The sequence below is a fragment of the Rhizobium sp. 768_B6_N1_8 genome, from assembly GCF_051811225.1.
Classification (GTDB): Bacteria; Pseudomonadota; Alphaproteobacteria; order Rhizobiales; family Rhizobiaceae; genus Rhizobium.
The window spans coordinates 3,454,107-3,467,268 of record NZ_JBPWPV010000001.1; the positions used below are offsets into that span (position 1 = coordinate 3,454,107).

Genomic DNA, 13,162 nt, shown 5'->3' on the forward strand with positions numbered 1-13,162 from the left:
TTCAAGCTGCGAGCATTTGATGCCGCCGGAAACCGGCGCATCGAGGCATGAGACGTGCATTGCGATGCAAACGAGCGGCGCTCGGGGCAAAGGCCGGCACCGCCGCAAAGGAGGAGGACAGAATGAAGATCACACGCAGAACCTTCGTCGGCGGAGCTGCCGGCGTCGCCGCGGCCGGAATGTTGCCGCTGCGCGCTTTCGCGCAGGCAAAGGCACCGGCAAGCCCTGTTACCATCACCATCGTCGATGTCGCCGGCAACCTGGCGTTGACGCAGGGTATGTTCCAAAACTACGCCAAGGCCAAGCCGGAATTCGTTTCCAGCTTTTCCTTCACCAAGGCCCCCGCTCCGGAACTACCGGCCAAGATCCAGGCCCAGCAGGCTGCCGGCAAGGTCGATATCGATCTCGTACTGACCGGCACGGACGCGCTTTCGGCCGGCGTCGACCAGGGTCTCTGGGTCGACCTGTCCAGCCACAAGTCGGCACTACCCAATCTTGAAAGCATCCTGCAGCCGCAGGCCTTCAAGATGCAGGCACTCGCCAAGGACCAGGGGGTCGTCATCACATATTATCCGTCCGGCCCGCTGATCGAATACATGCCGGACAAGGTGGCAACCCCACCGAAGACTGCGCAGGAGCTGCTCGACTGGACGAAGCAGAACAAGAACAAATTCCTCTATGCCCGCCCGGCAAACTCGGGCCCCGGCCGCACGCTGCTGATGGGCCTGCCTTACCTGCTCGGCGACAGCAATCCGCGCGACCCGGTCAACGGCTGGGCCAAGACCTGGGAATATCTGGCCGCTCTCGGCGAAAACATCGAATATTACCCGACCGGCACCGCAGTGGTCTTCAAGGAACTCGGGGAAGGCACGCGCGACATCGTCGCCACGACCACCGGTTGGGACATCAACCCGCGCGCGCTCGGCATCGTTCCCGAGGAAGCCAAGGTCGGCAAGCTCGAAGGCTTCCACTGGGTCACCGACGCTCACTACGCGGCAATCCCGAAGGGCGTTTCCGACGAAAAGATCGGCGTTCTGCTCGACGTCCTGAACTTCATCTATCAGCCGCAGCAGCAGGCGATCGCCTATGACGCCGGCTACTTCTATCCCGGCCCTGCGGTGAAGGATGTCACCCTCGAGATGGCGCCGGCAGAAAGCCAGGAAACTATCAAGGAATTCGGCCGGCCGGAATATGCCGACTGGATCGCCAGCAGCCCTCTGGAAGTGCCGCTGGAGCCCAAGCAGCTTGTCCAGGCCTTCCGCATCTGGGACGAAAAGATCGGCGCCAAGAAGGGCTGATCCCTGCTGGTTATAATAATCCGCCGCTGGCTTCACGGCGCCGGAATTGCTTGAAAACAAAGGATAGAGCGTCGCCGTGTTTCAAGAGCGGTGATGCTCTATCGGCCATGATTGCCGATGAATGGAGATTGCATTGACTTTGCCGGTTCAAAACGTAGCAACGCTGTCTTCGCGGAAGAATGCGCGCCTTGAGCTTGATGGCATCAAGCGATCCTTCGGCGCCTATAACGCCCTCGATGGCATTGATCTCACGATTGAACCCGGCGAATTCATCGCACTTCTCGGCCCCTCCGGCTGCGGCAAATCCACGGCGCTGAACTGCATTGCCGGCCTGCTTGGCCTTACCGGCGGCGAAATTCGCCTCGGCGGCAACCGCATCGACCAGTTGGAGCCGGAAAAGCGCGGCTTCGGCATGGTCTTCCAGAGCTATGCCCTCTTCCCGCATATGAGCGTGCGCAAGAATGTCGGCTTCGGCCTTGCCATGCAGGGTATTCGCGGCGCCGAGGCCGACAAGCGCGTCATCGATGCACTGGCGCTGGTGCGCCTCGAAAGCCAGGCCGACAAGCTACCCGGCCAGCTCTCCGGCGGCCAGCAGCAGCGCGTCGCGATCGCCCGCGCTATCGTCATTCGCCCGCCGATCGTCCTGATGGATGAGCCACTCTCCAACCTCGACGCCAAGCTGCGTTTGGAAATGCGCGCCGAAATTCGCGGCATCCACGATCAGATCGGCTCGACCACCATCTATGTCACCCACGACCAGGATGAGGCACTTTCGCTTGCCGACCGTATCGTCGTCATGAGCCAGGGCCATATTCAGCAGATCGGCACGCCGCAGGATCTCTACCAGCGACCGGTCAATCTCAATGTTGCCGATTTCATGGGCTTCCGTACCCGCATTCCCGGTCGCGTCGTCTCTGTGTCCGGCACTGAGGCGGAAATCGAAGCCGCCGGCGCACGGCTGACCGGCACCATGCGCGACACGTTGAAAGTCGGCGATGCCGCTGTACTCTCAGTGCGCCCGGAAGATCTCGTTGCCACCACCGACGGCATTCCCGTCATCGTCGCGAGCACCGAATATCGCGGCCGCGCCTTCTTCGGCATGGCCCGCTCGGCCGACGGATCGGAGCTCTATTTCCGCTCCGACGATGCCCTGCCGCGTGGCTCTGCCACCACCCTGCAGCCGGTTGCAGGCCGTTCTCTGGTCTTCAAAGGCTCACCTGCATGAACGGCCGCCCCTCACTGAAAACCCGGCTAGCCGCACAAGGCCTCGACGGCACGACGCTGCTCGTTCTGCCGGGCCTCTTCTTCATGATCGCGCTCTTCATCTATCCCTTCGTCTACGGCGTCGCGGATTCGCTGATGCCGAAGGATGGCGGTGTCTGGTACGAAAATTACGCGAAGTTCTTCTCGGACCAGTTCCAGTACGGCACGATCGCCAACACAATGTGGCTCGCCTTACCTGTCACCATCGTGAACCTGGCCTTCGCAGTCCCTGTTGCCTTTCGCGTCCGGCTGATGCGCCGACAGCGTCTGCTGACGACCATTCTCGTGCTGCCGATCACGCTCGGCACCGTCTTCGTTGCGGATGGTCTGCTGACATTTCTCGGCCCGCGCGGCTGGTTCAACGAGACGCTCATTCTGTTCGGCATCCTGGATTCGCCGGTCAAGCTCACCAACAACTACTGGGGCGTCTTCGCCTCGCTGCTGATTACCGGCTTCCCTTTCGCCTTCCTGCTGACGCTGTCCTATATCACCGGTATCGACCCGGCGATCGAGCAGGCCGCTGCTACGCTCGGCGCCAATGCGCGCCAGCGCTTTGTGCGCGTCTTCCTGCCGCTGCTGGTGCCTGGCCTTGCCGTGACCTTCTGCCTTTCCTTCGTGCAGGCTTTCGCCGTTTTCCCATCGGCCGTCCTGCTCGGCGCGCCGGCCGGTCCGACACGCGTCATCTCGATTGCAGCCTATCAGGCCGCCTTCGAGCAATATGACCATTCCTACGGCACGGCGATCGCCCTGATCATGGGTGGCGTCGAGCTCATTGTTGTTGTCGCCATCCTCGGCGCGCGTTCGTTCTTCTACCGCGGCCCGGCCGGCGGCACGAAAGGCTGAGCCATGATCCGTGACCAGGGCCTTACCTCTAAGATCTGGCGCATCGCCGTCTGGGCGCTCGCGACCCTCTTTGTCCTCAACCTGCTTGCGGTCATCGCGGCCGTGATCGTCAACTCTTTCGCCACCCGCTGGCTCGGCACATGGCTGCCACGCGGCTGGACGGACCGCTGGTATTTCAGCGCCTGGAGCGAGTTCCAGCTTTCCAGCGTCGTCATCGTCACCTTCGAGATGGCGTTTGTCGTCGTCATCATCTCGGGCATTCTGGGCGTATTGACAGCCTATGCGCTGGCACGGCGCGACTTTCCGGGCAAGCGCGCCATCATCCTCTTGTTCCTGCTGCCGCTGCTGATCCCACCGCTGACCTATGGCATTCCGCTGGCAACCGTGCTCTACCAGCTCGGGCTCGGCGGCACCTTCTGGGGCGTGGTGCTGATCAACCTCGTGCCGTCCTTCCCCTTCGTCGTGCTCGTCATGATCCCCTTCATCGAGCAGATCGATCCGCGCATCGAGGCAGCCGCCCGCGTCTTCGGCGCCGGTACGACCAGCCTCTTCATCCGTATTCTGCTGCCGCTCCTGCTGCCCGGCATGCTGGCCGCGTTGCTGCTCGTTCTAGTGCGCACGCTTGCCATGTTCGAGCTGACCTTCCTCATCGCCGGACCGCAGACCCAGACGCTCGTCGTCTCTCTTTATTACGCGGTCTTTGCATCCGGCGTACGAGCCAGCCAATCAATCGATGCGATGGCGGTGATCTATATGGTGACAACGCTTTTCTGGCTCATCATCGCGCTGCAATTCGTCAATCCGACGCAGATCGTCGCCCGCGCCAAGCAGCAATCGGCGCATTGAAGCATGTCGCGCAAAAGTGTGAAGCGGTTTTGCGATAACGACATGCAAAAAAAGAGCCGCTGCCAGCAGAACCGGCAGCGGCTCCAAGAAATCAGTAAACTTCGGGAACGTAGAGTTCCGGCGGAACCGGGATACGCTGATAGTCTTCGTGACGCACGCGCTCGGGAAGTACGATCTCTTCCTTCGGCACATCCTCGTAAGGAATCTGGCTCAGCAGATGCGCGATGCAGTTCAGGCGCGCCCGCTTCTTGTCCACGGCCTGGACGACCCACCACGGTGCTTCGTCGATATGCGTGCGATCCAGCATCTCTTCCTTGGCCTTGGTGTATTCTTCCCAGTGGACACGGCTCTGCAGATCCATCGGCGAAAGCTTCCACTGCTTCAGCGGATCGTGGATACGCATGTTGAAGCGGAATTCCTGCTCCTCGTCGGTGATCGAGAACCAGTACTTGATGAGGATGATGCCGGAGCGCACCAGCATGCGCTCGAACTCAGGCACCGAGCGGAAGAACTCTTCCAGCTCGTCCTTGCTGCAGAAGCCCATGACACGCTCGACGCCGGCGCGGTTGTACCAGCTGCGGTCGAAGAGCACCATTTCGCCTGCCGACGGCAGATGCGGAGTATAGCGCTGAAAATACCACTGGTTCCGCTCGCGCTCGGTCGGCGCCGGAAGTGCCACGACGCGGCAGACGCGCGGGTTGAGGCGCTGGGTCACGCGCTTGATCGCGCCGCCTTTGCCGGCGGAATCGCGGCCTTCGAAGAGCACGACGACCTTGAGCTTCTTGTAGTGGACCCAGTCCTGAAGGCGGACAAGTTCATGCTGCAGGCGGAAAAGCTCTCGGAAATAGAGCTTGCGTTCGAGCGTCTGTTCGGCCGGGCCGGACATGCCCTCGGCGACCAGCTCGTCGAGCCGGTCCTCCTCCATCTGCATTTCCAGCTCTTCATCGAAGCTGTCTGCAATCTCGTTCTTGATACGGTCGAGCTCAGTGTTTTCGATCATGGCACGCTCCCTGTTCAATTCGCTCGATAAAGCACGTTCTCGCCATAGCTATATGACAGAGTTGCGACGATCGAAAATTTGCTTTGGCAAAACGCAAAATTATAAGGCCGAAACACCGGCTTGCCCCCGCCTTTCATGGTCGTCCCGGCGGTCGCAATCGGATGGTTCTACAGATGGCCGCGGCTTGTGCCATGTCAAGTTTTATGTATACATTGGACTTGCTGAGCAATTTTCGCGATGGCGGCGTTTTCTTCGGAGGAGCGAGGGAAAACGCTCAGGTCGCGGGCATGTCTCCGGGAGAGAGATATGGTGCACAACATTGGGAGGAGTATACATGGTTTCGTTTTCAAGAAGACTATTCGTAGCTGGCGCTGCGCTCGCCACACTCGCCGGAGCGCCTGCATTTGCACAGGAAACAGTCAAGATCGGCGTGATCCTGCCGATGACCGGCCCTTTCGCCTCAACCGGACGCCAGGTCGAGGCCGGCGCTCGCGCATACATGGCAATCAACGGCGATACGGTTGCAGGCAAGAAGGTCGAGCTCGTCCTGCGTGATGATGCCGGCACTGCCGACCAGACCCGCCGCATCGCCCAGGAACTCGTCGTCAATGATGGCGTCAAGATGCTGGTCGGTTTCGGCCTGACGCCGCTTGCCATGGGTGTCGCCCCGGTTCTCAACCAAGCGAAGGTTCCGGCGATCATCACCTCGGCCACGACCTCGGCCATCATGAAGCAGTCGCCCTATTTCGTGCGCACCTCTATGGGCGGTCCGCAATCCGCCGTTCCGGTCGCCACGTGGGCCGTCCAGAACAATCTGAAGCGGGTCGTCACGCTGGTGACCGATTACGGTCCGGGCATCGACATCGAAAAGGGCTTTACCGACCAGTTCAAGAAGGAAGGGGGCACGGTTGTCGAAGCACTCCGCGTTCCCCTGCAGAACCCCGATTTTGCACCCTTCCTTCAGCGTGTACGTGATGCCAAGCCGGATGCCCTCTTCGTCTTCGTGCCTTCGGGTGTCGGCGCGATCTTCATGAAGCAGTTCATCGATCGAGGCCTTGCAGATGCCGGCATCAAGCTGATCGCCACTGGCGACGTCACCGATGACGACCTCCTGAACGGCATGGGGCCGGCCGCTAAGGGCGTCATCACCGGCCACTTCTATTCGACCGACCACGACAGCCCGGAAAACAAGGCTTTCGTCGCCGAAGTCCGCAAGGCCAACAAGAACATGCGCCCGAACTTTATGTCGGTCGGCGGTTATGACGCCATGCATGTCGCCTATGCCGCCCTCGAAAAGACTGGCGGCGATACTGACGGCACCAAGCTTGTCGACGCCATGAAGGGCATGGAATTCGTCAGCCCGCGCGGGCCTATCACCATCGATCCTGATACCCGCGACATCGTGCAGGACATCTACATGCGCGAGGTCAAGGAGAAGAATGGCGAACTCTACAATGTCGAGTTCGCGACTTACCCGAAGATCCACGATCCGAATACGGCTGCCAAGTAAGCCCAGGAAACAGGCGGCGGAAGCAATTCCGCCGCCTGGATGCAGTGAGGTCTCATGCTGACAATCCTGTTCGACGGCATCGCCTATGGCATGCTTCTCTTTGTTCTCGCCTGCGGATTGTCGGTCACGCTGGGTCTGATGAATTTCGTCAATTTGGCGCATGGCGCCTTTGCGATGGCAGGCGGTTACGTCACCGTCATCATGATGAATAGGTACGGCATCTCCTTCTACTGGTGCCTGCCGGCGGCCTTCATCGTCACGGCGCTTGCCGGCGTTGTGTTGGAACGGCTGCTCTACCGCCGCCTCTATTCGGCTTCGCATCTCGATCAGGTGCTGTTTTCGATCGGCCTCGTCTTCATGGCGATCGCGGCAATCGATTATTTCATGGGCGGGCAGCAGCAACTCATCAACCTGCCACCTGAACTCAGCGGCCGCTTCGACTTCCTCGGTATCGATATCGGCCGCTACCGGCTTTTCATCATCGTCATCTGCGCGGTGCTGACGGTCGCGCTGCAACTGGCGCTCACCCGAACCCGCTTCGGCAGCCAGCTACGTGCGGCCGTCGATGACGGACGCGTCGCCCGCGGCATGGGCATCAATGTCTCGGTCATCTTCGCGCTGACCTTCGCGCTCGGCTCCGGTCTCGCCGGCCTTGGTGGCGCACTCGGCACCGAACTGCTCGGCCTCGATCCGAACTTTCCGCTGAAATACCTCATCTATTTCATGATCGTCGTCACCGTTGGCGGCACCTCATCCATCACCGGCCCGTTCATCGCAGCACTTCTGCTCGGCATCGCCGACGTCGCCGGCAAATATTACGTGCCGCAACTCGGCGCCTTCATCATCTATGCCGTGATGATCCTTGTACTGATCCTTCGGCCCCATGGCCTCTTCTCCCGGGAGGGCGGCCGATGAGCGGCGAACGCAACAACGCCTCCAAGCAGGCCATGGGGCTCCTGAGGCACGCCGGCCGCTGGCAGATCTGGGAATTCGCGCTGTGGCTGGTGGCCATCGCCGCGATCTTCGTTCTGCCATCGCAGATGCTGATCCTGACGGAGATCGCCATCCTGGCGCTCTTTGCCATCTCGTTGGATCTTATCCTCGGTTATGCCGGCATCGTTTCGCTCGGCCACACCGCCTTCTTCGGCCTCGGCGCTTACGCAGCAGGCCTCTTTGCCGTCCATGTCTCCGGCGAGCCGGTGATCGGCCTGTTGGCGGCTGGCCTTGTCAGCGGCCTCTTCGGCTTCCTGACGAGTTTCCTTGTGTTGCGCGGTTCCGATCTCACCCGCCTGATGACCACCTTTGGCGTCGCCATGCTGCTTGCCGAATCGGTTAATCAGGCGGCCTGGCTTACCGGCGGCGCTGACGGGCTCAGCGGTATCATTATCAACCCGATCCTCGGCTATTTCGAATTCGATCTCTGGGGTCGTACCGGCTATGTCTACTGCCTTATCGTGCTTGTCGCTCTGACCTACATCGCCCGTCGCATCGTCAATTCGCCCTTCGGCCTGTCGCTGAAGGCGATCAAGCGCAACCAGCGCCGCGCCTCCATGCTCGGCATCTCGCCTACCCGCCGCATCGTCGCGATCTACACGATCTCGGCGGCCTATGCCGGTATCGCAGGCGCGCTGCTGACCCAGACGACAAGCTTCGTCTCACCGGACGTGCTCGCTTTCCACCGTTCAGCCGAAGTGCTGCTGGTGCTGGTCATCGGCGGCGCCGGTTATCTCTATGGCGGCGTCTTCGGCGCGGTGATCTTCTCCATCCTGCGCAACTGGCTGTCGGTCATCACGCCGCAATACTGGATGTTCTGGATCGGCCTCGTGCTTATCATCATCGTTCTGGTCGGCCGCGAGCGCCTGACACGCTGGCAGACCCTGCTACCAGGCTCGGCCCGCAAGCGCGAAGCCGGCATGCAGCAAACCGTCGCGGAGGAAAGCAAATGACGCTCGCCCTCGAAACCCGTCATCTCGTCAAGCGCTTTGGCGGCTTCATCGCCACCAACGATGTCTCGCTGCAGATCCGCCAAGGTGCCCGCCATGCCCTGATCGGCCCGAACGGAGCCGGCAAGACGACGATCATCAACCTGCTGACCGGCGTACTGACACCGAACAGTGGCGAGATCCTGCTCGCTGGTGAGGACATTACCGGTGTCTCTTCCTATCGCCGCGTCGGCAAGGGTCTTGCCCGTACCTTTCAGATCAATCAGCTCTTCGGCGATTTCACGCCGCTCGATTCCGTCATGCTGGCGATCAGCGAACGCAAGGGCCATGGCCGCTTCGCCTGGCGGCCGCTCTCGGCCGACCGCGAAGTCGCCGATGAAGCCGCCGCACTGCTGGAACGCTTTCGTCTGGTCGATGTCATGGGCACGCCGACGACACTCCTGCCCTATGGCAAGCAGCGCCTGCTGGAGATCGCCCTTGCGATTGCCATGCAGCCGAAGGTGCTGCTGCTCGATGAGCCCGCCGCCGGCGTTCCCGAAGAGGAGCGGCACGAGGTTCTCGGCATCGTCCGCGAGCTGCCGGCCAATGTCACCGCCGTGCTGATCGAACATGATATGGATCTCGTCTTCTCCTTCGCAGACCGTATCTCGGTACTCGCCGCCGGAGCGCTCTTTGCCGAGGGAACCGTCGCCGAGATCTCGAAAGACCCGCAGGTGAAGGCCATCTATCTCGGGGAGGATGCCTGATGCCCGAACTGCTGCGGATCGAACGCCTCGTCGCCGGTTACGGCGAAGCGCATGTGCTTGCCAAGGTGGATGTCTCGCTGGAGGAAGGCCGTTCGCTGGCATTGCTCGGCCGCAACGGCGCCGGCAAGACGACGCTGCTCAACACCATTATCGGCGTCACCACCCACCACGCCGGCTCCATCCACCTGCAGCAGCGCGACATCACCCGGCTCAGGGCGGAAAAGCGCGCGCCGCTCGGCATCGGCTGGGTGCCGCAGGAACGCAATATCTTCCGTTCGCTGACAGTGGAGGAAAACCTGACGGCGAGCGCCCGCCCCGGCGCATGGAATGTCGGCCGCGTCTACCAGATGTTCCCACGTCTGCAGGAACGCCGTCGCAACCTCGGCAACCAGCTCTCCGGCGGCGAGCAGCAGATGCTCGCGATCGCCCGCGCCCTGATGCTCAATCCGAAGATCCTGCTGCTCGATGAGCCGCTGGAAGGCCTCGCGCCGATCATCGTCGACGAACTTCTGGCCGCACTGCGCCGCATCGTCACCGGTGAGGGCATGTCGGCGATCATTGTCGAGCAGAAGGCTCGCAAGGTGCTGCCGCTGACGGATGAGGTCATCGTGCTTGAACGCGGCGCAGTCACCTACCGCAACACGTCCGAGGCACTTCTCGCCTCACCGGAGACCCTCGACGCGCATCTCAGCGTCTGAGATTATGCCTCGCGCGGCGGTACACGGGTGATGCGCGCACCGAGCGCGTTCAGCCGCTCCTCGATCCGCTCATAGCCGCGCTCGATCTGCTGGGCATTGTTGATGACGCTGGTGCCCTCGGCGCACATGGCGGCGATCAGCATTGCCATGCCAGCGCGGATATCGGGGCTCTCCACCTGCGCGGCGCGCAGCTTGGACGGACCGGCAACGATCGCGCGATGCGGATCGCAAAGAACTATGCGGGCGCCCATGGTAATCAGCTTGTCGACGAAGAACATCCGGCTTTCGAACATCTTCTCGAACATCAGCACCACGCCATCGCACTGCGAGGCGGTAACAATGGCAATCGACATGGTGTCTGCCGGAAATGCTGGCCAGGGCTGATCCTCGATCTTTGGAATGTGCCCGCCGAAATCCGGCTGGATTTTCATCTCCTGCCCCGCCGGCACCACGAGATCGTCGCCCTCGATGCGGCAGCGGATGCCAAGACGCTCGAAGGTCATCAGCGTTGAGCGCAGATGTTCCACGCCCGCCCGGCGGATGGTGATTTCAGAACCGGTGACGGCAGCAAGGCCGATCAGCGAGCCGATTTCGTTATGGTCAGGGCCGATACGATGCGACGCGCCGCCAAGCGGCTCGCCGCCGTGAATGATCATCGTATTGGTTCCAATGCCCTCGATCTTCGCACCCATGGCAATGAGGAAATGTGCGAGATCCTGGACATGCGGCTCGGAGGCGCAATTGCGCAGGATCGTCTTGCCTTCTGCAGCGACTGCCGCGCAGAGCGCATTTTCCGTCGCCGTGACGGAGGGTTCGTCCAGGAAAACGTCCGCACCGCGCAGGTGTCTGGCGCGGAAACTATAGGAACCGTTGACGCTGATCTCGGCACCGAGCTGCTCCAACGCAAGAAAGTGTGTATCGACGCGGCGGCGGCCGATGACATCACCACCCGGCGGCGGCAGTGTGATCTCACCGCAGCGCGCCAGCATCGGACCGGCAAGCAGGATCGACGCGCGGATACGGGCGCAGAGGCCGGGATCGAGATCAGCCGGCTTGAGATCACTCGCCTCAATCTCGAGTTCGTTGCGGCCGAGCCAGCGCGCCTTGGCGCCCACGGATTGGATCAGCTCGACCAGCGCCTCGACATCGCGGATGCGCGGCACATTGGTCAAATGCACGAGCTTGTCGGTCAGCAGCGAGGCGGCAATGATCGGCAGGGCGGCATTCTTGTTGCCGCTTGGTTGGATCTCGCCGGCAAGGCGATGGCCGCCCTCGACGATGTACTGAATTCGCTCATGCGGCTGGGCCTGTGCCACTGCTGTCATCCTTGTTCGATTCGATTTTTCAGGGGGCATATCTGCGTTGTCATTGTGACATCGAAGTGATCACCCATCGGGAAGTGTGGCTGTTTTTAACGCCGCCGTGCGTGGACGGCTAGAGGCAAGGCGCCAAGACGAATCCATAAAAAACGGCGCCCTCCCAGGCGCCGTCGTTAACACCGTGGATGGGTGTCGGATTTCAGCCCTTCTTGCTACGCCAGCTGTCGGCGTAATTCTCGCGGGCTTCGCTGGCATAGGGCGTGGGCGAAACGCGCACACGGATTTCCGCCTGCTTGTGCGGCTCGACCGACGTCTTGCCGGAGCCACCGTCAGGCTCGCCCCAGACGAGGGTCAGTACGTCGCCGATCTCGACATCTGCATCGACGACGCCGAGCGAAAGCATGCAGCGTTCGTTGTAGCTGTAGCCATTGAACATCGACATGCCGACCATCTTGCCATCGCGCATGATCTTGTCGGCGCTGGTCGAGGCATAGTTCGGCTGCGGGAAATCGATCCACTTGAAGTGATCCTCGCCCGGACGGAAGGCCGAGGCGATGACGTTGACTACGTCTTCGGCGTTCCACTCGAAGGTTACCTTCTTACGGCTCGTCTGGCCCTTCATTTTTTCAAGTGCGGACTTGCCGATGAAATCGTCCTTCTTCCAGCCGATGTAAAAGTCGTAGCCCAGTTCGAACGGCGTGACGTAATAATCCTCGATATTGCTGGAAACAAAGCTGCCGCCGATGGCACCCGTCGCCTCGTAGCTGTCGGCGCCCAGCCAGTCGCGATAGGCCGCCAGCATGCCGTCACCCGTATAGATGGCCGGCAGCGGCGACGGGATCCAGCCGGATTCCAGCGTGTTGGTGGAATAGGCGCGGCTGCCGCAGCGAACGAGATCGACGCCCGCCGCCTTTGCCGATTCCAGGATGACCGAGTGGATATAGGCCTTGTCCTCATAGGGGCCCCAGATTTCCAGGCCGGGCGCGCCGGACATCCCGTGGCGCAGCGCATTCACCGTCTTCGAGCCGACCTTGATCTTGTCGACATGGAAGAACTTGACCTCGGGGATCGGGCCTCCGTTCATCTTCTCGAAGATCTTTGGGGCATCCGGCCCCTGGATCTGGTAGCGGTAATGCGTGCGCAGCACCCGTTCGCCTTCCGGGCGGGAGGGCGAACGCGGATCATATTTCAGGCGCACATTCCATTTGCCGTAGGCAGCACAGAACATCAGCCAGTTGGAAGTCGGCGAACGGCCGACGAGGATGAACTTGTCTTCGCGCTCACGGAAGATGATCTGGTCGCCGATGACATGACCGGCAGGCGTGACCGGCACGAAATGCTTGGCGCGGTTCGTATCGAAATTCGAGAAGGAGTTGACGCCGTGATAGGCGAGGAACTTCTCCGCGTCCGGGCCTTCGACGGTCAGCTCGTCCATATGGTGCGACTGATCGAAGAGGACGGCGGAGTTGCGCCACGCGGCCTGCTCCGAACGCCAGTTGGAAAACTCGGCCGCCACGACCGGGTATACATACATGCCGACCTTGGAATTGCGCAGCAACTCCACCGTATTGCCGGCCGACTTCAAAACTTCGGATAGGTTCGATCTCGCCACCTGATATCCTCCCATTGGCATGCGATAATGTATACATGAAATGCCCAATGTGATCAGATTGCAAGCCTATTTTCTCCCGGCGGC

12 protein-coding genes are annotated in these 13,162 nt (G+C 61.2%); 9 read left to right on the top strand and 3 right to left on the bottom strand.

The genetic code is table 11. The features are described from left to right. Nucleotides 1-122: 122 nt before the first annotated feature. From AB8B33_RS17870 to AB8B33_RS17885, 4 genes are all read left to right on the top strand, one after another. Complete coding sequence (locus tag AB8B33_RS17870; protein WP_310386012.1) at nucleotides 123-1,298, top strand: extracellular solute-binding protein; 1,176 nt, start codon at nucleotides 123-125, stop codon at nucleotides 1,296-1,298. A 121-nt stretch (nucleotides 1,299-1,419) separates the two neighbouring features. Next, nucleotides 1,420-2,523, top strand: a complete 1,104-nt coding sequence (locus tag AB8B33_RS17875; RefSeq protein ID WP_439016379.1) for an ABC transporter ATP-binding protein — start codon at nucleotides 1,420-1,422, stop codon at nucleotides 2,521-2,523. Further along, complete coding sequence (locus AB8B33_RS17880; RefSeq protein WP_439016380.1) at nucleotides 2,520-3,404, top strand: ABC transporter permease; 885 nt, start codon at nucleotides 2,520-2,522, stop codon at nucleotides 3,402-3,404. The genes AB8B33_RS17875 and AB8B33_RS17880 overlap by 4 nt, the downstream gene beginning before the upstream one ends. A gap of 3 nt (nucleotides 3,405-3,407) precedes the next feature. Continuing rightward, nucleotides 3,408-4,250, top strand: a complete 843-nt coding sequence (locus AB8B33_RS17885; protein ID WP_018114719.1) for an ABC transporter permease — start codon at nucleotides 3,408-3,410, stop codon at nucleotides 4,248-4,250. A 91-nt stretch (nucleotides 4,251-4,341) separates the two neighbouring features. On the opposite strand, the gene ppk2 is transcribed toward AB8B33_RS17885, so the two are convergent. Continuing rightward, a complete protein-coding gene (gene ppk2 / locus AB8B33_RS17890; protein ID WP_113319511.1) occupies nucleotides 4,342-5,250 on the bottom strand; it encodes a polyphosphate kinase 2 in 909 nt (302 codons plus the stop codon). A gap of 334 nt (nucleotides 5,251-5,584) precedes the next feature. Between ppk2 and AB8B33_RS17895 the strand changes: the two genes are divergently transcribed. The 5 genes from AB8B33_RS17895 to AB8B33_RS17915 are packed head-to-tail and all read left to right on the top strand — an operon-like array spanning nucleotide 5,585 to nucleotide 10,147. Then, nucleotides 5,585-6,760, top strand: a complete 1,176-nt coding sequence (locus AB8B33_RS17895) for an ABC transporter substrate-binding protein (protein ID WP_439016381.1) — start codon at nucleotides 5,585-5,587, stop codon at nucleotides 6,758-6,760. Nucleotides 6,761-6,814: 54 nt separating this feature from the next. Next, nucleotides 6,815-7,675 (top strand): branched-chain amino acid ABC transporter permease, encoded by an 861-nt coding sequence (locus AB8B33_RS17900; protein WP_439016383.1) that lies wholly within the window; start codon nucleotides 6,815-6,817, stop codon nucleotides 7,673-7,675. Further along, entirely contained in the window at nucleotides 7,672-8,706 is a 1,035-nt protein-coding gene (locus AB8B33_RS17905; RefSeq protein ID WP_439016384.1) for a branched-chain amino acid ABC transporter permease, read from the top strand. Before AB8B33_RS17900 ends, AB8B33_RS17905 begins: the two co-directional genes overlap by 4 nt. Further along, nucleotides 8,703-9,449 (top strand): ABC transporter ATP-binding protein, encoded by a 747-nt coding sequence (locus AB8B33_RS17910; protein WP_439016385.1) that lies wholly within the window; start codon nucleotides 8,703-8,705, stop codon nucleotides 9,447-9,449. The genes AB8B33_RS17905 and AB8B33_RS17910 overlap by 4 nt, the downstream gene beginning before the upstream one ends. Next, a complete protein-coding gene (locus AB8B33_RS17915; protein WP_113319506.1) occupies nucleotides 9,449-10,147 on the top strand; it encodes an ABC transporter ATP-binding protein in 699 nt (232 codons plus the stop codon). Before AB8B33_RS17910 ends, AB8B33_RS17915 begins: the two co-directional genes overlap by 1 nt. Before the next feature lie 2 nt (nucleotides 10,148-10,149). Here the strand turns inward: AB8B33_RS17915 and murA are convergent, their stop codons facing one another. Both murA and ligM read right to left on the bottom strand, forming a co-directional pair. Continuing rightward, nucleotides 10,150-11,463, bottom strand: a complete 1,314-nt coding sequence (gene murA / locus AB8B33_RS17920) for a UDP-N-acetylglucosamine 1-carboxyvinyltransferase (protein WP_439016386.1) — start codon at nucleotides 11,461-11,463, stop codon at nucleotides 10,150-10,152. Nucleotides 11,464-11,665: 202 nt separating this feature from the next. Continuing rightward, nucleotides 11,666-13,078, bottom strand: coding sequence for a vanillate/3-O-methylgallate O-demethylase (gene ligM / locus AB8B33_RS17925; protein ID WP_439016387.1), 1,413 nt, complete (start codon nucleotides 13,076-13,078; stop codon nucleotides 11,666-11,668). Nucleotides 13,079-13,162: the final 84 nt, after the last annotated feature.